This is a genomic window from Polyangiaceae bacterium (assembly GCA_020633205.1).
In the GTDB taxonomy this organism is placed as follows: domain Bacteria; phylum Myxococcota_A; class Polyangia; order Polyangiales; family Polyangiaceae; genus JAHBVY01.
On sequence record JACKEB010000010.1, the window covers coordinates 135,328 to 154,942 of the forward strand.

21 protein-coding genes are annotated in these 19,615 nt (G+C 65.7%); 11 read left to right on the forward strand and 10 right to left on the reverse strand.

Translation table 11 applies throughout. The features are described from left to right. Positions 1-8: 8 nt before the first annotated feature. The gene (locus H6718_00695; GenBank protein MCB9583881.1) at positions 9-626 is read right to left on the reverse strand and encodes a helix-turn-helix transcriptional regulator; all 618 of its coding nucleotides are present in this window, start codon (positions 624-626) and stop codon (positions 9-11) included. Positions 627-719: 93 nt separating this feature from the next. On the opposite strand from H6718_00695, the gene H6718_00700 reads away from it, so the two are divergent. The 4 genes from H6718_00700 (at position 720) to H6718_00715 (ending at position 3,624) form a co-directional block, all read left to right on the forward strand. Further along, entirely contained in the window at positions 720-1,481 is a 762-nt protein-coding gene (locus tag H6718_00700) for an SDR family oxidoreductase (protein MCB9583882.1), read from the forward strand. Next, positions 1,478-2,563, forward strand: coding sequence for an S-adenosylmethionine:tRNA ribosyltransferase-isomerase (locus tag H6718_00705; GenBank protein MCB9583883.1), 1,086 nt, complete (start codon positions 1,478-1,480; stop codon positions 2,561-2,563). Before H6718_00700 ends, H6718_00705 begins: the two co-directional genes overlap by 4 nt. Before the next feature lie 95 nt (positions 2,564-2,658). Further along, positions 2,659-3,057, forward strand: coding sequence for a hypothetical protein (locus H6718_00710; protein MCB9583884.1), 399 nt, complete (start codon positions 2,659-2,661; stop codon positions 3,055-3,057). Between the two features lie 126 nt (positions 3,058-3,183). Then, positions 3,184-3,624, forward strand: coding sequence for a hypothetical protein (locus tag H6718_00715; protein MCB9583885.1), 441 nt, complete (start codon positions 3,184-3,186; stop codon positions 3,622-3,624). Positions 3,625-3,659: 35 nt separating this feature from the next. On the opposite strand, the gene H6718_00720 is transcribed toward H6718_00715, so the two are convergent. From H6718_00720 to H6718_00730, 3 genes are all read right to left on the reverse strand, one after another. Then, entirely contained in the window at positions 3,660-4,721 is a 1,062-nt protein-coding gene (locus H6718_00720; GenBank protein MCB9583886.1) for a DUF4243 domain-containing protein, read from the reverse strand. A gap of 109 nt (positions 4,722-4,830) precedes the next feature. Beyond that, complete coding sequence (locus H6718_00725; GenBank protein ID MCB9583887.1) at positions 4,831-5,385, reverse strand: hypothetical protein; 555 nt, start codon at positions 5,383-5,385, stop codon at positions 4,831-4,833. A 221-nt stretch (positions 5,386-5,606) separates the two neighbouring features. Next, positions 5,607-7,535 (reverse strand): right-handed parallel beta-helix repeat-containing protein, encoded by a 1,929-nt coding sequence (locus tag H6718_00730; GenBank protein ID MCB9583888.1) that lies wholly within the window; start codon positions 7,533-7,535, stop codon positions 5,607-5,609. A gap of 193 nt (positions 7,536-7,728) precedes the next feature. On the opposite strand from H6718_00730, the gene H6718_00735 reads away from it, so the two are divergent. Genes H6718_00735 through H6718_00750 form a run of 4 tightly spaced genes read left to right on the forward strand, consistent with a single transcriptional unit; the run spans position 7,729 to position 11,648 of the window. Continuing rightward, positions 7,729-8,367 (forward strand): RNA polymerase sigma factor, encoded by a 639-nt coding sequence (locus tag H6718_00735; GenBank protein MCB9583889.1) that lies wholly within the window; start codon positions 7,729-7,731, stop codon positions 8,365-8,367. After that, entirely contained in the window at positions 8,357-9,403 is a 1,047-nt protein-coding gene (locus H6718_00740) for a FecR domain-containing protein (protein MCB9583890.1), read from the forward strand. The genes H6718_00735 and H6718_00740 overlap by 11 nt, the downstream gene beginning before the upstream one ends. Further along, positions 9,403-10,428 (forward strand): hypothetical protein, encoded by a 1,026-nt coding sequence (locus H6718_00745; GenBank protein ID MCB9583891.1) that lies wholly within the window; start codon positions 9,403-9,405, stop codon positions 10,426-10,428. The genes H6718_00740 and H6718_00745 overlap by 1 nt, the downstream gene beginning before the upstream one ends. Then, a complete protein-coding gene (locus tag H6718_00750) occupies positions 10,428-11,648 on the forward strand; it encodes a hypothetical protein (GenBank protein ID MCB9583892.1) in 1,221 nt (406 codons plus the stop codon). The genes H6718_00745 and H6718_00750 overlap by 1 nt, the downstream gene beginning before the upstream one ends. A 9-nt stretch (positions 11,649-11,657) precedes the next feature. Here H6718_00750 and H6718_00755 read toward each other — a convergent pair whose 3' ends face one another. The 3 genes from H6718_00755 to nadB are packed head-to-tail and all read right to left on the reverse strand — an operon-like array spanning position 11,658 to position 14,935. Then, a complete protein-coding gene (locus H6718_00755) occupies positions 11,658-12,188 on the reverse strand; it encodes a hypothetical protein (protein MCB9583893.1) in 531 nt (176 codons plus the stop codon). Beyond that, on the reverse strand, positions 12,185-13,306 hold the full coding sequence (locus H6718_00760; protein MCB9583894.1) for a patatin-like phospholipase family protein: 1,122 nt from the start codon (positions 13,304-13,306) through the stop codon (positions 12,185-12,187). Before H6718_00760 ends, H6718_00755 begins: the two co-directional genes overlap by 4 nt. A gap of 21 nt (positions 13,307-13,327) precedes the next feature. Continuing rightward, positions 13,328-14,935, reverse strand: coding sequence for an L-aspartate oxidase (nadB, locus tag H6718_00765; GenBank protein MCB9583895.1), 1,608 nt, complete (start codon positions 14,933-14,935; stop codon positions 13,328-13,330). 438 nt (positions 14,936-15,373) lie between these two features. Here nadB and H6718_00770 point away from each other — a divergent pair, with 438 nt between their 5' ends. The 3 genes from H6718_00770 (at position 15,374) to H6718_00780 (ending at position 17,951) form a co-directional block, all read left to right on the forward strand. Then, complete coding sequence (locus H6718_00770) at positions 15,374-16,201, forward strand: electron transfer flavoprotein subunit beta/FixA family protein (GenBank protein ID MCB9583896.1); 828 nt, start codon at positions 15,374-15,376, stop codon at positions 16,199-16,201. 13 nt (positions 16,202-16,214) lie between these two features. Beyond that, positions 16,215-17,183, forward strand: coding sequence for an electron transfer flavoprotein subunit alpha/FixB family protein (locus tag H6718_00775; GenBank protein ID MCB9583897.1), 969 nt, complete (start codon positions 16,215-16,217; stop codon positions 17,181-17,183). Between the two features lie 210 nt (positions 17,184-17,393). After that, positions 17,394-17,951, forward strand: a complete 558-nt coding sequence (locus tag H6718_00780; protein MCB9583898.1) for a hypothetical protein — start codon at positions 17,394-17,396, stop codon at positions 17,949-17,951. A gap of 7 nt (positions 17,952-17,958) precedes the next feature. Here H6718_00780 and H6718_00785 read toward each other — a convergent pair whose 3' ends face one another. From H6718_00785 to H6718_00795, 3 genes are read right to left on the reverse strand one after another with little or no spacing between them, the layout of a single operon-like run. Beyond that, complete coding sequence (locus tag H6718_00785) at positions 17,959-18,441, reverse strand: hypothetical protein (GenBank protein MCB9583899.1); 483 nt, start codon at positions 18,439-18,441, stop codon at positions 17,959-17,961. Next, positions 18,438-18,926 carry a hypothetical protein gene (locus tag H6718_00790; GenBank protein MCB9583900.1) on the reverse strand — a complete coding sequence of 163 codons (489 nt, stop codon included), beginning with the start codon at positions 18,924-18,926 and terminating at the stop codon, positions 18,438-18,440. Before H6718_00790 ends, H6718_00785 begins: the two co-directional genes overlap by 4 nt. Before the next feature lie 52 nt (positions 18,927-18,978). Further along, a complete protein-coding gene (locus H6718_00795; GenBank protein MCB9583901.1) occupies positions 18,979-19,614 on the reverse strand; it encodes a TIGR02646 family protein in 636 nt (211 codons plus the stop codon). Position 19,615: the final 1 nt, after the last annotated feature.

The following is a 19,615-nucleotide window of genomic DNA, read 5'->3' on the forward strand; positions in this document are numbered from 1 at the left end:
CTGAGTGTTCAGACGGGAGCGGGGGCGAGGGCGACGACGCTATAGGCCACTGCGGTCTTGCGCCCGCGGTTGGTGTAGGAGTGATTCTGATCCCCACGGAAAGCGACCACGTCGCCGGGGTTCAGGCGAAACACATCGCCTGACGCCGCGAGCTCGATCTCCCCCGTCTCGCAGGTGAGGTACTCCCGCGTTCCCGGCGTGTGTGGGATGCCGGTCATCTTCGCGCCCACAGGTAGCTCGAAGCGCTCGATCTCGAGGCCAACAATCGGGTCTGGCAAGAGCTTCTGCACCTTCACCTTGCCTCGTGTGCGACTCGGCAGGCTTCCCGCCGGATACAACTTCGCAGAAGAGCGCGGCGCCAGAATCAGCTCCTCGATGCTCACGCCCAGGGCGGATGCGATCTTCACCAACACGCCGAGGGTTGGGTTCGCGCCGCCGGTCTCGAGGTTCGCAACCGTCGGGCGCGGCACGCCCGACAGCTGCGCGAGCTGCTGCTGAGTGAGCTTCCGCAGCTCGCGCAACGCACGGATGTTGTTCGCCAGGTTGGTCGCAGCGCGCTCCGCCGCCGCTTGGTCCACCCGGGGGGAGCCTGCCGGCTGCCCCTCGGCACCATTCGAGATCGCCATCGGCCAAGCTAGTATCAAGCTGTCAACGCAATAGCAACGCTGACGACACGTCGTCAGGGCGGCCGCATGGTTCCTGGCATGAGGAGGAAGCAAATGCCGCATGGAGATCCGCTCAACTGGGGCGTCAGTTCAGTATTGATCACTGGCGCCAGCCGTGGTTTGGGGCGCGCGCTGGCGCTCGAACTTTGCCGCCGAGGTGTCAACGTGGCCCTGGTTGCCCGCAACGCCGACGACCTGGAAGCAGCGACGGCTGAAGCAAGGAAGCTGGGCGAAGCGCGGGGCGCGAAGGCTGAGGCAATCGTCGCTGATGTCGCCAACTTGGCCGATGCGACGCGGGTCGCCGGCGTCGCCCAGGCGCTGGTGGGCCCCCTGGATGCCGTGGTCCACAACGCATCAGACCTCGGGGAAACACCCCTCGGGCCGTTGCTCGATGGTGACAGCGCCCGCCTGCAACAGGTGTTTCGCACCAACGTGTTTGGGCCACTCGCACTGACGCGAGCCGTGGCAGGGAACCTTCTGCTCCACGGGCGCGGCGTCGTCTTGGGGATCAGCTCCGACGCCGCGGTGGAACATTACCCAACCTGGGGAGCCTACGCGGCCTCCAAGGCGGCGTTCGATCACCTGCTCGGCACTCTCGCCGCGGAGCTTGGAGAAAGCCTGCGGGTGCTGAGCGTGGACCCCGGGGAAATGGACACCGAGATGCACCGCGCGGCCATCCCCGACGCAGACCCAGCGAGCTTGGCCCCTCCAAGCGCGGTCGCCGTCCAGCTCGCCAACCTGCTCGGCTCCCCGTACCGCGTCCCGAACGGCACCCGACTCTCGACGCGGGAGCTCAGCGCCTTGGAGGCAGCATGAACGCGATTCTAGAGCGACCGGTCTCAGGGCACTTGCCCGAACTCTTGACCCAGCGCCTACCACGCCCCAATGGCGAAGGCAGTGTGATCTACGTCAACACGGAGGGGGAGAGCCGCGTCTTGCCCAAGGGGCGCCTGGTCAGGCTGTTCCCCAAGGAAACTCTCTGGGTGCTCAACGACGCCGCGGTGCTCCCCGCGGCCCTGTGGGTCGAGGTGGAAGGCGGTGGCACGCGCATCGAGCTCCGAATAGCCAGCCTGAACGACGAGAGCGGCGACTTCAGCGCGATCGGGTTCGGGAGCGGGAACTACCAGGTGCAGACCGAGCAGCGTGGTCCGGTGCAGCAGCTACCCGTCGGGGCTCGACTGCGCTCCGCCGCCGGCGTGCGCTTTGAGGTGCTGGGTCAAAGCGGGCGCCTCTTCGAACTCCGCTGCGCTGGCGGCTATCGCAGGCTGCTTCACGCGCTCTACGCGAGCGGCGCGCCCATCCAGTACGCGTACACCTCGCGCGCCCACCAGCTCAGCGAAGTACAGAACAGCTACGTCGGCCGACCTTGGGCTATCGAGCCGGCGAGTGCTGGACGGCACCTCAGCGCGAGCGTGCTGAGCGCGCTGCAAGAAGCCGGACAACACCTCGCCTGGCTAACGCATGCCGCGGGGATCTCTTCCACGGGGGACGCCGCGCTCGACGCGCTGTTGCCCTTCCCTGAACGCTACGAGATCCCCGAGGCAACCATGGCCGCGGTCAGCGCGGCGCGGGAGCGGGGCAGCCTGATTGTGGCGGTGGGAAGCAGCACGACCCGTGCCCTCGAGGCCGCGGCGTTGCCTGGAGGTGCGCTGCAGCACGGCTCTGGGCTCGCCAGCTTGCGACTCCATGCGGACTATGAGCCGCAAGTCGTCGACGTGTTGCTCACCGGGATCCACGAGGCAGGCAGCAGTCACCGCGAGCTCACCCGTGCCTTCGCCTCGGACGGCGCACTCGATGCCGCCTGGCAGCTGGCCGCCGCGCACGATCTCAAATTGCATGAGTTCGGCGACGCGATGTTGATCGGGCGGCGCGATGTTGGTTCGGCGGCGCATGGTTGATTCGGCGGCGCGGCATGGATTCAGCGGCGCCGCTCTGAACCGCGCACGTTGAACTTGCGGCGCAACTCGGGCGTGGAGCGACCGACAAGGCCCCCATGTGGCGGAACCCGTTCACCCCTGCCCTCGTCCTCTGCCTGCTGGGCCTCGCTGGCTGCCGCAGCGGCTGGGAGCTGGGGCGCGACCACTACCGCGACGCGCGCTACCCCGACGCGCTGAACGAGTTCAGCGATGCCGAAGCGGACTATGCAGCGCTCTCCCGGGAAGATCAGGCGCACTACGCGTTGTACCGCGGCCTCTCCTACCTCGCCGTGGGCGACGCCGTGCGCGCCGATGCCTGGCTGTCCGTAGCGAAACGGGAGCTCGACACGCGGCCAGACACCTTCACGCCCGATGAGCGCGGCCAGCTAATTGCCGCATGGCAAAGCATGGGTCGCATGGCGGGCGTTGGCGCCTACGGTCAACCTTGGTTCGCCGGCGCGCCGAGCGAGCGCTGATTCTCAACTTCGAGAGCCGCATTCTCCCCAGCGACAGCGGCTAACGAGGTATCGCCGAGCGGACCTCGGCGTATATCGTCCCCACAAGCGGTGAAGGCCGCATGAATGGAGAGGACGAGAGACATGATGCACAAGTTGGGAACGCTGGCAGCGCTCGGGCTACTCGCGATGGCCTGCAACCAAGAAGCTGGCGACGCCAAAGGGAGCGCCAGCGCAACCACCGCACCCGCGGCGGCATCAGCACCTGTGGCGGCTGCGAGCGCTGCGGCAGAAGCACCAGCGGCGGAGGTCCCTACGACGGACCTCACCCCCAAGACCGTCAAAGAAAACGCCGCCAAGCTGATGGGCAAATCGCTGAGCGGCAGCGGCGTGATGTACTTCTTCGAGACCACGAAGCTGAACGGTCAAACCCACCACTGGGCCTACGTCGCAGATGACGAAGCCAAGACCAACTCCTTCAAGTGCGTGCTCGAAGGCGACCCGAAGATCGAGAAGAACAGCAAGGTGAAATTCGAGGGGGAGTGGCGCGGTGGCTGGCTCGACAAGTGCAAGCTCACCAAGGAGTGATCTGACAAAACATTAGCAGAACCGCTACTGAGGTATCAGGCGGCGCGTCGAGCGTTGGCGCGCCGCACCCACTTTTCAGCTCCGCGCACCAGCCAGCGGTCGTCCACGCGTCCCCGAGCTGAGATGCGGAGCGCAGCCTCGGTGACCTTCAGCGCGTGGTCGTCGCCGCTCTTTAGCGCCTGTTCGACCAGGATTTTGGGGGAGAGGTGCTCCTTGGGAGCGCACTGGCTGGCGCCGTCTGAAGCGCTCGCGGCGTGCACCGCGCCGAGGCCGAGCACCACGTGTCGCGCGAGAACGTCGAGTTGACCTTGCTCGACCCAGGGCCCAAACCACACGAGACTGCTCGGCACGGTCACCCCGTGCAGGTGCGCATTACTTCCCTCGGGATCCAGCACCAGGCGCTCCGCGGACCACGCTGCGATGGCGTGCAGCGCGGACTCATCGGCGACCACCGACCCCAGGCGCCGCAAGTGTTCGAGCCACGGTTCGTGGCTAGCCAGCGGACTGACGATCTCGTGCAGCAGCCCCGAGAGGCGCTCCGCCTGGGGCAAGAGCGGTCCCTGCGCGAGCCACTCGAGGGGCGACAAGCGTTGGCTCGCCAGCAACGTCGGACGCTCGAGCCCCGGCAGCAGCTGATAGCAAGCCGCCCAGGTCCCGAGCCCGTGGGCAAGCTCAGCGAGGCGCACCGGAGTGCGGGCTCGTGACAGCGCACGCAGCGCGTGAGCCGTGCGGAGCACGCCGTGGAGCGACGCCGCCATCACCCCGGGTGTGAGCAACGGCAGGGCGACGCGCAGCGTGCGCTCGACACCTTGTGCTTCGAGTTCAGCGGTGAACGTCGCGATCCAGTCTGCAGCGCGTGAGGTGTCGCCGAGCGCCGATGCGCGCTCACGCAGCCCGAGCACGTTCCCATGCGGTAATCTTGCGAGATCCGGAGTGCTCTCGGAGAGCCACGTCTTCGCATGGGAGTCGGCTCCCAGCTCCCACAGTGCATCCAGTACCATGGGCGCGTGATTCGCGAGGTTGAAACCGAACTTGGGGTACAGCGGCGCGTAAGCGTGCAGCTCTCCCAATAGGGCATCGTAGCGATCGGCGTGCATGGGCTCCTCCTTGGGGCCCCATGTGGACCCACAGGCTGAGCAGAGCACGGACTCGAAGGGCGATCGTCTCCGCTGCTAATCCTTTGACAGCGAGCTATCAAAGGAGCCGTCAGTCGGTGATCGCGTCGGGTACGCGGCGGAGCGCGCTGTGGACGGCTCCTTGCAGCGCCGAGAGCTCGATCTCCCGCGCGTCCACGTGGGAATCCACCGCAGTCGCCTTGCCACGCAGGATCGCGTGCAACGTGCCGCCCTTCCGCTTTCGCAGCACCGCGGAGATCACCGCCGTGCTCTCGGCTTCACCGTGCTTCGGATCGCGCCCTTCGCGTTGCTTGGTGAAGAGCTGCGTCAGGTTCACGCTGAGCACGTACTGTTCGCGGGCCCCTTTCGGTACCTCCATGCGCCCGAGCTCTGCCTTGAGCGCCTTCTTCAGCTCTCGCTGCAGCCAGCGCTCGTCTCGCCTCACCTTGCTCTCCACCTCGCCGAGCGCCACGACTCGCGTCGCCGCGCTCGCGCCGCTGGTGTAGCCCACGCCAGTCAAGGCGCCGAGGATGGCGGCGCCAGTCTGAAGCCAACGACGTCGTGAGACCGGTGAAGCCTCCTGCCGTGAGTCGGCCGACAGGTCGTTTTCGCGCGGTAACAATTCGACGGTGAGCGGGATGGACAAGCAGAACCTCCAGTGGGGCCGCACCTACGGCGGTCCCTCAGCCGTTCGCGCCACCCAACTTGCACGAAGCAAGTGTCAGGGGCGCGTGAAGGATGGCTATCGGAACGGGCCGCCGAGGGACAACTTTCGTCCCGTCGCTGGCCGTTTCTGGTGGTCGCTGCACCTACACTCTCGAGGTGCTGTCCTAGCAAGTTACGGAAGCGCTTCGTGGAGTGGATCGCTCAGTTGAAGCCGGCGCGGATGTAGTCGTTGACCGCCGCGGCTTGCAGATCCGTGCGCCAGTTCAAGCGGCTCTGTTTGAGCGCGGCGTCCAGGAAGCCTTCGATGGTGGCCGGCAGGCCGACGGTCCCGGAGTAGCTGCCGAGCGTGCGATCCGGATCGCTGAACGAGCCACTCCACGCCGCAGCGGTGGACTCCCCCGAGGCCGACTTCCACGCCGCCAAATCGCGGTCGCTGCCATCGACGCAGAAGCGCTGACCGCTACCCGAGCTGTACTCGTTGTCCGCGTAGCTCACTGCCGCGAAGGAGCCTTCATGCTTGATCAGACACGATCCGTTGGTCGGATCGATGATGCGGTTCTTGGTGACGGCGACGTTGGACCACCCGCTCTGCGGCTTGAGGATGATGCCGTTGCCCTTGAGGTCGTAGAACAGATTGTCGTTGATCGTGATGTTGCTGGCAGAGCCGCTGCCGATGCTGATGCCGTAGCCGTTGTTGTGCCAGGGCTGATGCAGGAAGTAGTTGCCCTCGATGGTTGCCGTTGCGTTGTCGGCGACGTCCAAGAGCCAAGCAAAAGGACGATTCGTCGGCTGACTCAGGCCAATCTGCGTGAACACGTTGTCCTTGATCTGCACGTTGGAGAAGCGGTCTGGCAGGTCCGAGTTGCCTCCGATCCCGATGCCGATCTCTCCGTCGACGATCAGGTTGTTCTCGAAGACGAGGTCATCGGCGCCCCCGGTATCGTCAGCGCGCATCTTGATGCCCATGCTGGAGGCCCGCGCGATGATATTGCCGCGAATAACCAGGTGATCCGCGTTCAAGTACATGTCGTGGTTGTAGATGGTGGCGCACGCGGAGCTGACCTGATCTTCGTTCCACCCGTTGTGATCCAGGAGGTTCTCTTCGATCAGCAGGTTGTCGACGTGGCTCGAGTAGATACCGGAGGGACGATAGGCCGAGTTGTTGCCGCATGTATCCGCGTGGTAATTTCTCTCGATCACGTTCCTACGCACTTCGATGCCGTCGTAGTGCTCGACGTCGTACGACTGAAACACGAGCTCGCCATAGAGGAAGTGACAACCTTCGATGAGCAGGCCGCTGCCTCCGCCGACGTAGCGGAGGCCGCCACCGCTTGCGCCATCAAACGCTGAATCCCCAGGGATCTTTGGATAGGAAACGATCTCGAGCCCTACGAGGTGCACGAAGCTGCGCGCCTTGCCGTTGTGATCGATGAAGTTCCGGTCCACCTCGATGCGCGGCAGCGCCGTCGATTCCCCATAGCCGGCGATCACCAACGGGTGCGCTGCGTCTTTACCTGACTTGAAGCGCCCGAGGTTCTCCCCACGCCAGGTGTCCCCGCGCTTGAGTAACAAGAAGTCGTTCTCGCCGTCCCGCACCAGCGAGGCACCCTTGGTGAGCGTCTTCACGGCGGTCGCCGGCGTGCTGCCGTCGTTGTTGTCGTCGCCTTCGCTGTCGCTGACGTAGACGAGCTGGCTATCGACCGCGACGTCGTAGGTGGTGAAGCCGTCTTCTTCCCCACGGGTGCCAGAGGTCTCATCGTCGTCAGCGTTCGCGCAGCCGAGATCACTCCCCCAGTCGGTGAAGCCATCTCCGTCGTTGTCGATGCCGTCGTTGCAGTCCCCGATGGTGACGTTCCCGCCGGAGCCACCACTGCCCGAGACGCCTGCAGTGCCCCCCTGCGCGGAGCCACCTTGAGCAGACCCTCCCTGCGACGATCCTCCCTGTGCGGATCCCGCGCTGCCGCCAATCGCGCCAGTGCCCCCGGTCGCGCCGTTGCCCCCTGCGTTCGAGCCCCCGTTGCCGCCTCCACCGGAGCCGCCGCTCCCATCGCTCGAGCCGTCACTCCCGCACGCGACGAGCCCCGCCGCAGCCAGAGTCGAGACCAAGAACCAAGGGAACACTTTGCGCATACTGGAATCCTCCACACTCGTTCGAGACGCTGCAGGGCAACGCCGGTGTCGGAGCTAAGTCACCCCGCGCCCCACAAGCGGTCCAAAAAAAACTGGGGTCGCGAGTCAATCCATACAGAAACGCACCATTCGGCGCTTTCCCAGGCGAAAAGCGGGTGAATCGAGAAAAGATGAACCGCTTCTCTCGCTTCGTGTGACCAAGTTCCTAGGCCCCGTGCACGCAAAAGTCCTCCGTCTCCCCCAACCGACGCCCCCGGCTGCCGAGCGCAGCCTGGCGGAGCTGGTCGCGCGCGCCCGCGCTGGAGAAGAGCCCGCGCAGTCCGAGCTGTTCCGGCTTCACGTGGAACGCGTGTATGGCTTCGTGCGTCGCCTGCTGCCGGATGCCGCCGACCACGACGACATCGTGCAAGACGTGTTCGTGCAAGCCATGGAGAGTCTCCACCGCCTACGCGAAGCGGAGGCCTTCGGAGGCTGGCTACGAGGCATCGCGATTCACATCGTGAAGAACCGCCTTCGGAAACAACGACTGCTGAACCGCTTGGGGTTTCGCCGCTCCCGCTCGGCACCGCCAGACGACCTCGCGATCGCGGAGCTCGTGAGTCCCAGCGCTCCTCCAGACGTCCTCGTGGAGCTGCGAGCCATTTACCGCACGGTAGCGAAGCTCGATCCAAACTTGCGCACGGCATTGATCCTGCGCCGCGTCGAAGGGCTCAGCGTGCCAGCAGTGGCCGAACAGCTTGGCCGCTCGTTGTCGACAACCAAGCGCTGGCTGGCAGCAGCGGAGAGTCAGCTCGAGCTGCAGCTCGACCGTGGAGGCACCCGTGGCGCTTGAAGGTCACCTGCAAGAGCCTGAGCTCTCGAGCGCCGAGCGCGAGACTTTGTGGAGCGGCGTGCACCACAAACGGCGTGGCCTGCGGCGGAAGCGACGCGCGATCCGTAGCGCGCTGTTCGTCGCCAGCTTGGCGGTCGTCGGTGTTGGCGTGCACCAGTGGCAGGCGTACACCCACCGCACGGAGTTGGCGCAGCCGACGCGTCTGAAGCTACCCGACGGGTCCTCTGTGGTTTCCCAGCCCGGGACCGACCTGGAGGTCGTCGAAGGCACGCCGCTCAGTGTGCGCATCGACCTGCGCTCGGGCAGCGCCTACTTCGAGGTCGTTCCAAACCCCGACCGGCGTTTCTCCGTGATGCTCGCGCACCATGAGGTAAAGGTCGTGGGCACCCGCTTCGTGGTGAAGGTAGATCCCGACGGAAATGTGAGTCAGGTCGATGTGAGTGAGGGCACCGTCGAGGTCGTGAGCCGCGAGGACCAAGGGCTGCTCACCCGGGTGCATGCCGGGGGTCACTGGTCCAGCACCTTGCCCCCGCCACTGACGAGCACCACGCCACCCCCCACGCCGACGCCGAGTGTGGCGGCAGCGCCTGAAGCGCCAGCCCCAGGCGCGAACACGAGCTCGCCCCCGAGCCCGAGTGCGGCCCGCCCCAGCGAGGAAGCCCAGGCGGCAGCGCTCTTCGACCAAGCCACCTTGGCGCGCCGGCGGGGCGACTACAAGGCGGCCATCGCAGGCTACGAGAGCTTGCTCAAGCGTTTCCCCAAGGATCGCCATGCAAGTCTCGCTGCGCTAGAGCTTGGGAGGCTCAAGCGCACCCGCGAGGCGGATCCCGAAGGCGCCGCCGACGCCCTGGAGCAGGCCGCGAAAGACCGTGAGTTGAACGACGACGCCCTCGCTCAGCTGGTGTTGAGCTATGATCAAGCGGGAGATCAGAAACGCTGCCTCGCCGCTCAAAGTCGCTACCTAGCTCGGCACCCGAAAGGGGTACACGTGAACGAAGTGCGAGCGAGCTGCAAGGGCTCGCCCGCCAAGCCGTGATGAAGTCACTGGTCCAAGTGGCCTTCATAGCGGCCCTGCTCTGTTTTCCCGTCAGTGCCTTTGCCAAGGCTCCCAGCCCGAGCTGCAGCGAGGGCCCGTGGATCGCGCTGAGCTGGGGTGACGACTGGAGCGCCGAGCAGCGCCGCGCCGTACTCGAGCATCTGCGGCGTGGCTTCGAGGTCTACGGCGTCGCCGTGTGCGAGCGGGAGGCAGCACCGGCGAGGCAACCGCTGGCCGAGGTGCGCTTCGCCGCAACAGACGCTGACAGCGTGAGCTTGAGCGTCGATGTGAAGGACCGCGTCACCCAGAAGCGCGTGGGCCGCGACGTCGACGTGCGCGGCTATTCCCGCGAAGCGCAAGCCTTGGCCATCGCAATCGCGACGGAAGAACTCGTGCGAGCGAGCTGGGTGGAGCTGGAGCTGGAGTCGCCTCGAGAGCAGCAAACGGCGGCGCCTCGAGCCAGCACGCCAGCCCCCGACGTCGTGCACCGAGTCAACCAGGACTCCATCGGCACGGCCGCGGCGGGACTACGCATCGACGTTCGCGGCGCCTTCGAGTTCTACGCTGGGGGTCAGACACACTTGGGCGGCGATCTCACGCTGCGCCAGAACCTGACTGGTGACCTCGGCTTGGGCTTTGCGTTGGGCCCGCGCTTGGCGCTCCGCGACACGTCGCGACTCGGGAGCGTCGACGCCAAGCTCATGGCGGGAGAGACCTTCTTGTTCTTGGATTTGCTCCACGGGGAAATGCTGCGCCTCGGCTGGGAAGTTGGCGTGCGTGGTGGCCTCGTGCGCTTCGAGAGCGACCCGACGTCAGGCGCCGAAGTCACCCGCAGCGCTGGACTCCTCGTGGCGAAGACGTCCATCGGGCTCGACCTCGCCCTCGACACCACCTGGTACCTCGCGCTGAACGCGGGCGTGGGCCATACCCTCGTTGGAGCTACGGCGACGGGGCGCGGGCGCGAGTTGACGGGCGTGAGCGGCCTCGAACTCCACAGCAGCTTGGGACTCGGGGGACGCTGGTGATGGGGCGACGTCGCGGGTGCGCCGGACTGGGCGGCGTTGGACTGGACGGCGTCGCACTTTGGCTCTGCTTGTGCACCGCCTTCGGTTGCACCGAGCGCTACGAGCTGTTCCCCGGGGCAACCAACACGGAGACGCCCGGGTCACCAAGCGGCTCAGGCCTGGGCGCTCATCAGGTGCACTCCTGCGTGAAGCGAAGCGCTGACTCGACAGGCGCGATGGGTGTGTGGTGCTGGGGCAACAACTCCGGCTTTGCCCTGGCCCAGAGCGACCCGACGTTGCTCACGGGGCCAGTGCTGGTGCCCGGCCTCGACGACAGCGTGGCGCTGAGCCTAGGGGGTGAATACGGCTGCGCCCTGAGCGAGGTCGGCGGCGTGCAGTGCTGGGGCCGCAACGATGAGGGGCAGCTCGGCGTTGGCGAGTTCGGAGATCGTCAGCTGCCAAGCGCCGCGCTGCTGAACGACAGCGTCGATCGACTGAGCGCCGGCTCCGGGCACGCCTGCGCCGTGACGCGCTTTGGGGAGCTCTACTGTTGGGGACGCAACGCGGAGCGCCAGCTCGGCCACGAAGATACGCGGGAGAACCAAGCGACGCCGTGGCTCGTCGACGAGCGCCATGATTGGACCGCCGTGTCCGCCGGTGACGGCCACACCTGCGGCATCGCCGCGGGCGGCGCCCTCTACTGCTGGGGACGCAACACCCAGGGCCAGCTTGGCTTGGGCGACGGCTCCGACGTACAGTACGGCGCGCCGACCTTGGTCGATGACATCGGCATCTGGAGTGATGTTACCGCAGGGCAACGCATCGCGTGTGGCATTCAGACGCCGGGCAGCATCTACTGCTGGGGCGACAACGGCGAGGGGCAGCTCGGCACGGGAGACACCACCGCGCGCTGGACACCGACCCGGGTGAGCGACAAGAGCGACTTCCGCAAGCTATCCCTGAAGGCGTTCCATGTGTGTGCCATCGACGCCGACGCGCGCCTGTGGTGCTGGGGGCGCAACGCCGAAGGCCAGCTCGGCACCGGCGACACGCAGTTTCGCCCCTCTCCGACGCAAATCGAGCCCGCGCAGCAGTTCCGGGATGTCGCGGTGGGTCGCTTTCACACCTGCGTGCGCCGATCCGACGGCGCGGTGCTGTGCAGCGGACAGAACGCGGACCGGCAACTCGGAGTGGACACGCCGGATCGGAGTTCGAGCTTCATCGAGGTGCCGCTCCCGTAGCGCTTGAACCTAACGTCGGCCTTCTATGCGGGTGGTATCGACGACCTCGTCCCAAGCGTCTTCGTGGCCGTCGTAGTGGACCTTGCACTTGTCCGGTCCAAGCACCTCGACAACCGTGGCTGGGTAGATGCTGTCCCGCCACTTCACGCGGATCTTGTCGCCTTTTTGGTAGGGGCTCACGAGGGACGCGCTGCTCGCCGAGGGGCGCGGCTTGAGACCGAGCACCCGCGCGACCTTCTCCGGCGGCGGCGGCGCGCTGACTGACTTGCCATCCTCGATGCGCCCCTTGATGCGATCGAGGGTGACGTCCTCGTCCCAGCGATCGTCGTAACCATCGAAGTGCACGCGGAAGCGCGTCTTGCTTTTCTGGTCGATGATGTACGCCGGGTAGTTCTTGCCGTCCCACTCGACCCACACGAACTCACCGACCCGATACGGCTCCTGGCATGCGGTGAGCCACAAGCTGAGAACAACGGCGCCGAGCAGCTTGGCACGAACTGGTTTGGTGCTGCCCCGCTTGGTTGCCCTTCCGGCGCTCACGCTTCGTCCTCGAGCGGCGGCGGAGGCATGCGGGAGACGGGGGGCCGCGTCTGCCACCCGGCGCGCTCCACCGCTGCCTCTCTGCCCACGAGCCAACCGTTCACGCGCTCTCGCGTGGTGCGATAGGCGTACTCCAAGATCGCTCTCCGCGCGGAAAAGCTCGTGGGATTGTGCATGAACAGGATACCATCCGTCGGCTCCGGTTCGATCAAGATCACTTCGCAGTCTCCGCTGGCGCGGATCCGCGCGACAGCCTCGACGAGCAACGCGTGCATGGCGATGCGCATCGCTTGGTTTGCGACCCACAGGTAGCCCTTGTCGCGTACGCTGTTTTGCTGACCGTGCCCCGTCGGAACCTGCTCCGCGGCGACGGGCACCATGGGGTTCACCACCACCAGCACATCAGCGCCGCGCTCGACGGCCACGTTCAACTGCGCGAGCTGCGCGGCCCCCGCGTCGATGTAGTGGCGATCCCCGATGCGCACCGGGCTGAAGAACGGCGGCAACGCCATGCTCGCGATACACGCACGGCTGACAGGCACGTGATCGAAGCCGGGTGCGCCAAACAGCACCTGCTCGCCAGAGTCCAGGTCATGGCTCAGGATGAACAGCTCCTTCGGCATGCCGTGGAAGGTATTGGGCACGCTGCGGCGATAGAAAAAATCCGCAAGGAAACGCTCGTAGCCCTCGAGGGAGAAGACACCTGCAGGCAGCGAGTCATAGAGCCGGTCTAGCTCCTCCCAGAGCGCCGTGCGGCTGGGCTCCGGAGCACGCTTGAGCAGGCTCCGAGTGCCCTTGCCAACAGCGCGTAGCGCCGTGGTCGCCGTGCGCTGCCACTCGGCGAAGTCCATGCGCAGGATGTGCTTGCGTTCCAGCGGAAAGTAGGTGTCCGCCGGATCGAGGAAGGCGCGATACATCCGCTGCACGGGGCGTCCGCCAGCGAGCGCAGCAGCGATGCTCGCGCCGCTCGAGGTGCCGATGTAGAAGTCGAAGTCGTTCGCGTCCAGGCCATCGACGGCGTCTTCTAGCGCTGCCAGCGCGCCCATCTGGAACATCGCGCCGGTGGCGCCTCCACCAGGCAGGCACAACGCAACTCGCGGCTCGTTTCCGTAAGGCATCGTTTGACCTCTCCCCCAACCTCAGCGTCCGCGTAGGTGCGGCATCACTCCGCGCTTGACCACGGTGTCCGCCAACCAGCTGTCGGAAGAGTCTTTGTAGTCGAGGGTGAAGTGCAGGCCGCGGCTCTCGTGCCGGCTCGCGGCGGAGCCGATGATCAACTCGGCGATGCACTGGATGTTGCGAAGCTCCAGCAAGTCGCGAGTGACCAGGTGCTTCCAGTAGTACTCGCGGATTTCCTCTTCGAGCAGCGAGACACGGCGGGCGGCGCGACGCAGGCGCGCGTTCGTGCGCACGATGCCGACGTAGTTCCACATCAGGCGGCGGAGCTCTTCCCAGTTTTGGCTCACGACGACGGCCTCGTCGCTGGCCACCGCGGAGCCGATTTCCCAGTCGGGGACGCTGGCCCACGGCTCCTGGCGGAGCATTTCGATTTCGGTTCCGAGTTTGTCCGCCGCGCGGCGCCCGAACACCAAGCCTTCGAGCAGCGAGTTCGAGGCCAGGCGATTCGCGCCGTGCAGACCCGTGCAAGAGGTCTCCCCGATCACCCACAGCCCGGGCAGGCTCGAGCGGCCGTGCAGGTTGCTGGTGACGCCGCCACACATGAAATGCGCCGCGGGCACCACCGGGATCGGTTCCGCGGTGATATCGAGCCCGAACTTCAGGCAACGCTCGTAGATCGTGGGAAAGCGGTCCTTCACGTAGCTCGCGGGCTTGTGAGTGATGTCGAGGTGCACGAACTCGTAGCCACCGCGCTTCATCTCGAAGTCGATGGCGCGGGCCACCACGTCACGCGGAGCGAGGTCGCCCATCTCGTGGTGCTTGAGCATGAACGCTTCTCCACCGGGGACGCGCAGGGTGGCGCCCTCGCCGCGCAGCGTCTCGCTGATCAAGAAGTTCTTCGCCTGGGGGTGAAACAGGCAAGTTGGGTGAAACTGGTAGAACTCCATGTTGGCGACTTCGGCGCCCGCTCGGTACGCCATCGCGACGCCGTCCCCTGTCGCGACGTCGGGGTTCGAGGTGTAGAGGTAGACCTTGCCCGCGCCGCCCGTCGCCAAGATCGTGGCCCGAGCCAGTACCGTGTGGATCTGCCCGGCGTTCTCGTCCAACACGTAGGCGCCCACGCAGCGATCGGGGCCGCCGAAGTCGCTCAGGGTGATCAGGTCGACCCCCATGTGCCAGTCGAGGAAGCGAATGTTCGGGTGCGCCTTGGCGCGCTCCCAGAGCGCGCGCTGGATCTCCTTACCCGTGGCGTCCTTGGAGTGAACGACGCGGCGCTCGGTGTGCCCGCCTTCACGGCCCAGATCGAGCTCGCCATCGTCGCCCTCGTCGAAGGTCGCGCCGAGATCCATCAGCCAGCGCATGGCGTCGGGCGCCTCTTCCACGCACAGGTCGACGACCACCTGGTGGCAGAGCCCCGCGCCGGCCACGAGTGTGTCGTCCACGTGGCGCTCGAAGGAGTCTTCCGGGGAGAGCACGGCAGCCACGCCGCCTTGCGCCCAACTGGTCGCGGTATCGCTGACGTTGCGCTTGGTGACCACCAGCACCTCGCCGTGCTCCGCGGCTCGCAACGCAAAGCTCAAGCCGGCCACGCCACTGCCCAACACCAGGAAGTCGGTTTTCATCGTCATGGGGAGGCCTCTGCCTACCACCAATCGCCGCCGCCGCCGAAGTGCTGAAAGGCGACGAAGGCGCCGGATCGAGCCCACCGCCAGCGCGCCTCGCGCGCACTGTGGAGTCAAACTCCACAAGCCTTGGAGTGCTCCACCGCAAAGGCGCCCGCGGTTGCGCCCGGAGTGGAACACGTTTCAAAAATTTGCAGTTGATATCGGAACTTTATAGCTGCCAGTTCCCAGGTTGGGGGTGAGGGTGCGCCCGCGACACGCTGGCAATTGACGGGGCGACCTGCGAACGGTACGCATCCTCGCGCCCCTGCCTGCCTGACGGCCGCGGACTCTTCGGAGCCACGAGCCGCCCAGCCAACAGGAGCGTCTCTCGCCGCCTCGGCGAACCCAACCCATCCCAATCGTTCCGCCATTCGGCGCGAACCTCATGAGGAGGTCTCTGTCGTGAAGATCCTCGTCGCGATCAAGCGGGTCGCGGACCCCGATAACGCCAACAAGGTGAAGCCTGCGGGCGACAAGGTGGATACCACCGGCCTCGAGTGGAAGCTCAATCCCTTCGATGAGTACGCCCTCGAAACTGCGCTGCGCCTGACTGAAGACGGCAAGAACAACAAGGTGCGCAAGGGCGAGGTCGTGGTCGTGACCATCGGACCCAAGGACACGGAGACGCAGCTGCGCTCCGCTCTCGCCACGGGTGCCGACCGGGCCATCCGCATCGACGCCGAAGACGCAAACCTGGACGGCCGCTTGGTCGCGAAGGCGCTGAAGAGCGTCGTCGACGCCGAGAAGCCCGACGTGGTGCTGCTGGGCAAGCAGGTCGTCGACGGTGACAGCAACTCCGTAGGTCAGATGCTCGCCGAGCTCCTGGATTTCCCCATGGCAACCTTCGCTGCTACCATCAAGGAAGAGGCTGACGGCAAGCTGCTCGTCGGTCGTGAGGTGGACGGCGGCGTCTTGACGCTGCGCCTCACCCCCCCTTGCTTGGTCACCGTGGACTTGCGCATCGTGGCTCCCACCAGCGTGTTCTCGAAGCACACGGCGGATAGCTTCAAGTACGCCCACGAGGGTGTGCGCTTCGCGCCGCTGCCCGCGATCATGAAGGCAAAGAAGAAGCCCCTCGACGTCAAGGCGCTGGCCGACGTCGCTGGTGGCGTCGAAAACGCCTCGAGCTACGGAGGCTTCGAGCCGCCGCCCGCGCGCGCTGCCGGTGTAAAGGTAGCCGACGTCGCTGAACTCGTAACCAAGCTGGCCACCGAGGCCAAGGCGATCTGAGAGGAGCCCCACGATGACTGATGTTCTCGTTGTTGCAGAAATCGAGGGCGGCAAGGTCAAGAAGACCACGCTCAGCGCGATCACCATGGCCAAGCAGGCCGGTAGCTCCTTCAGCATCCTGGCCATCGGTGGCCCGGGGACGAAGGCAGCCGCTGCGGACCTGACCGGCTACGGCGCCACCAAGGTGCTGGTGTGTGAAGACGCATCCCTCGCGAACTACGTCGCAGAGCAGTACGCGCCCACCGTCGCTGAGGTGGGTAAGGCCTTCGGTTTGGTGTGCGCCACGGCGTCCACCTACGGCAAGGACCTGATCCCGCGCGTCGCAGCCAAGCTCGACGCGAGCTACGCGGGTGACTGCTCGGGCGTGAAGCAAGACGGTGGCAAGATCGTCTACAAGCGCCCGATGTTCGCTGGCAACGCCTTCGGCTACGCCACCCTCAGCACCCCGATTCAAACCGCTACCGCGCGGCAATCGGAGTTCGAGGCGGCAGCAGCCAGCGGCGGCTCTTCCCCCGTGGAGGACGTGGCCAAGGTGGCGCCCGGCGCCGCCGCAGGCCGCGTGGAGTTCGTCTCGCTGGACGCCGTGAAGAGCGACCGCCCCGAGCTGACGGACGCCTCGGTCATCGTCTCCGGTGGCCGCGCCTTGAAGGAGAAGTTCTTCGAGGTGCTGGAGCCCCTGGCGGACGTGCTCGGCAGCGCCCTGGGCGCCAGCCGCGCGGCGTGCGACGCGGGCTACTGCCCCGGCGACTTCCAGGTCGGTCAGACCGGCAAGATCGTCGCTCCCAAGCTGTACTTCGCGATCGGTATCTCCGGCGCCATCCAGCACATCGCTGGCATGAAGGGCAGCAAGACGATCGTCGCCATCAACAAGGACCCCGACGCGCCGATCTTCCAGATCGCCGACTACGGCTTGGTCGCTGACCTGTTCCAGGCGGTGCCCGAGCTAGTGGAGAAGCTCAAGGCTCACAAGGCCGCGGGCTGATCCGAGTCAGGTCCTGAATGCGCAGCCTTCGAGCTGCCGCTGACGGGCGTTGCCGCAAGGCAACGCCCGTTTGGCTTTTTGTGCTGACTTTCTGGCAGTCAGCGTCAGAGTCGGCGCTCCGGGTCGAAAGATTTCGATGGAACGTTTCCTCTAGGCAACGCGACAGCTTGTCGCTATCCCGCGTTAGCCGCAAATGGCAGAAGCCCGAGCGTGAAGCATCGACTCGTGTCCGTCCCTAGCGCTACTGGCCCATTGCTGTTGCTCATCAGCCTGCTCGCCTGCAAGCAAACACCCGCAGCCGGAGACCCGGCAGCCGGGGACCCACCAGCGGCTTCCGCCACCACCGCCGCTGCTCCCAGCGGCACCTTCCCGAGCTATCCCGCAACGAAGTCGGGCGGCGTCTTGTGGCTGAAGTCCGAAGGAGGGCCCCTCGGCGAACAGGTCTACAGCGCGAGCCCAACCGAGGTAAGCAGCGCGGAGTACTACTACTCCCAGTCCCTGTTTCAGGGAAAGACCGGCGAACAGATCACCTACACCCTGAAGCTTCAGGACCTGGCGCGTGGCGAGCATGACCTCGAGGAAGGCAAGATCCACTTCTACACCGGTACCGGGAGCGATGGCACGTATCGTTTTTCCGGACGGATCCGCATCGACGAGAACGACCCCAAGCGTGGGGCGCTGAAATGTGTGTTTGCGGGCAACGCGCGCAACGAGGACACGGGTAAGGTGTCGAAGGTAGAAGCCGCGGTCGTCTTGCTACCCAAGTAGGTGTCCCCTAGTGCGGGGTGTCACAGCGACGCTTGAACTCCGTTGGGCTAAGAGTGCTCCGCTCGAAGTGCTGCAGTTCGCTGAAGAACCCCCACAGCGGCTGCTCGTCGGGGTCTTCGACTCGCGTGACGGAAGCGTAGATGTAGTAGCCGCCAACCTCGATGCAGTAGTCCCCCGCCTCCTCCACCTTGCAGACACGCACCCCGCCTTCGGAGTCGGTGACCCCGGTGACGAGCTGGTCGTGCGCCAGAAGGAGCGCAAACGGCAGATCCGCGAGAGGCACTTGTCGCGGCCCAAGGAACTTGAAGGAAAACTGCAGATCCCCGACATCGCAGGGTCCGGAGCCCGGGCGATGCACGACGTTGGTCTGGGGAACCGTGGAGGCGTGGGGCGCGTCGACTATCGGCGAGGCGACACGGATCTCCCGCGCTTGGGGCGGTGCCCCGCACGCCCACAAGCAGACGGCGGTGACGCAGACCAGACGGTTCACTCTTGCGCCTCGCCATCACCCCGAACGATGCCTCCGCAGCGCAGCTTGAACTGATGCACGTCGAGGGTGTGCTCTGGCTGGTACTTCGGGACATCGCCCACCTCGAAGGTGAGCTGCTCTTCGCTGGGGGCCTTCACTTGGGTGACGTAGGCGTGGGTGTAGTAGCCGCCCACGCTGATGCAGTAATCGCCAGCCTCCTGCACGTTGCATACTCGCATGCCACCGTGGGCGTCCGTCACTCCGCTCACGATGCGATCGCCGCTGAGCAGCAGCGTGAAGCGCTCGTTCGCCAAGGGCTGAGTATCTCCCCGCTGAAACTTGAACGCGAACTGCAGCTCACCCACTGCGCAGGCACCGGCGCCCGGTGGCCGCACGACGTTGATCGGCGGCGTCTCGGGTGATGCGGGCGCAGGACAGGCAGGCGGAGCACAGGCGGAAAGCACAGCGGCGAAGGTAAACGCCGAGACTAAGTTTCCGCGCAGCATTTAGTCTTCTTCTCCTCTCTTTTTTTTGGGGGGGGAGGACCAACGCCAGGATTCAGCTTGCCCCATGTTTGCGGATCGCCACTTCCAGCCAGTGCTCAATGTATCCAGCGTACTCAGGCAACTCTGACTGACCTCGCAAGTTGGCAAGTTCACTCAGGAGCGCGTGCACCGACCAAGTTCCCGTGCCCAGCCGTCTCCTCAAGAGCTGGACGTAGCGAACCAGCGCGGCCTTGCGATTGTCGACCAAACGCTTCTGATTCAGGCCCAACACAGACTCGAGTTCCCGCAGAACGGCATTGTCATTGCTCTGAAGCTTTCCCGTGGCGGAGTAGGAGATCCTGGCCAACAGGGCGGCGTCCCTCGGGTCTACGCCTATTTGCTCACTGCCTTTGCGGGTATCACACCGTCGGAACGCCTCCGGTTCGTCCTGCCCGCCAAGGCATGCGCCGAGGAGGTTACCCCAATCAGTCGACTGCTCTGGAAACGCAGACTGCGGATGGAAATGCTCCACCTTCATACGATCCACACGGATACGCGCCATGCAGTAGCAGCAGAGCCCCTGCTGGTCGGCGACAAGCTGTTTCCTTACTTCCTCTGGGCAGGGAGGTTTCACGTCCTCCCACGAGCTGCCGCGCGGATACGAGATCAGACACTGAGGCCCCGGCTTCGTCTTGCCGACCGTCCGCATC

Excerpts from the sequence above, each read along its gene's own strand:
- H6718_00695 (MCB9583881.1), bottom strand. The coding sequence starts at position 626 with ATGGCGATCTCGAATGGTGCCGAGGGGCAGCCGGCAGGCTCCCCCCGG.
- H6718_00700 (MCB9583882.1), top strand. The coding sequence starts at position 720 with ATGCCGCATGGAGATCCGCTCAACTGGGGCGTCAGTTCAGTATTGATC.
- H6718_00705 (MCB9583883.1), top strand. The coding sequence starts at position 1,478 with ATGAACGCGATTCTAGAGCGACCGGTCTCAGGGCACTTGCCCGAACTC.
- H6718_00710 (MCB9583884.1), top strand. The coding sequence starts at position 2,659 with ATGTGGCGGAACCCGTTCACCCCTGCCCTCGTCCTCTGCCTGCTGGGC.
- H6718_00715 (MCB9583885.1), top strand. The coding sequence starts at position 3,184 with ATGCACAAGTTGGGAACGCTGGCAGCGCTCGGGCTACTCGCGATGGCC.
- H6718_00720 (MCB9583886.1), bottom strand. The coding sequence starts at position 4,721 with ATGCACGCCGATCGCTACGATGCCCTATTGGGAGAGCTGCACGCTTAC.
- H6718_00730 (MCB9583888.1), bottom strand. The coding sequence starts at position 7,535 with ATGCGCAAAGTGTTCCCTTGGTTCTTGGTCTCGACTCTGGCTGCGGCG.
- H6718_00745 (MCB9583891.1), top strand. The coding sequence starts at position 9,403 with ATGAAGTCACTGGTCCAAGTGGCCTTCATAGCGGCCCTGCTCTGTTTT.
- H6718_00750 (MCB9583892.1), top strand. The coding sequence starts at position 10,428 with ATGGGGCGACGTCGCGGGTGCGCCGGACTGGGCGGCGTTGGACTGGAC.
- H6718_00760 (MCB9583894.1), bottom strand. The coding sequence starts at position 13,306 with ATGCCTTACGGAAACGAGCCGCGAGTTGCGTTGTGCCTGCCTGGTGGA.
- nadB (MCB9583895.1), bottom strand. The coding sequence starts at position 14,935 with ATGACGATGAAAACCGACTTCCTGGTGTTGGGCAGTGGCGTGGCCGGC.
- H6718_00775 (MCB9583897.1), top strand. The coding sequence starts at position 16,215 with ATGACTGATGTTCTCGTTGTTGCAGAAATCGAGGGCGGCAAGGTCAAG.
- H6718_00790 (MCB9583900.1), bottom strand. The coding sequence starts at position 18,926 with ATGCTGCGCGGAAACTTAGTCTCGGCGTTTACCTTCGCCGCTGTGCTT.
- H6718_00795 (MCB9583901.1), bottom strand. The coding sequence starts at position 19,614 with ATGCGGACGGTCGGCAAGACGAAGCCGGGGCCTCAGTGTCTGATCTCG.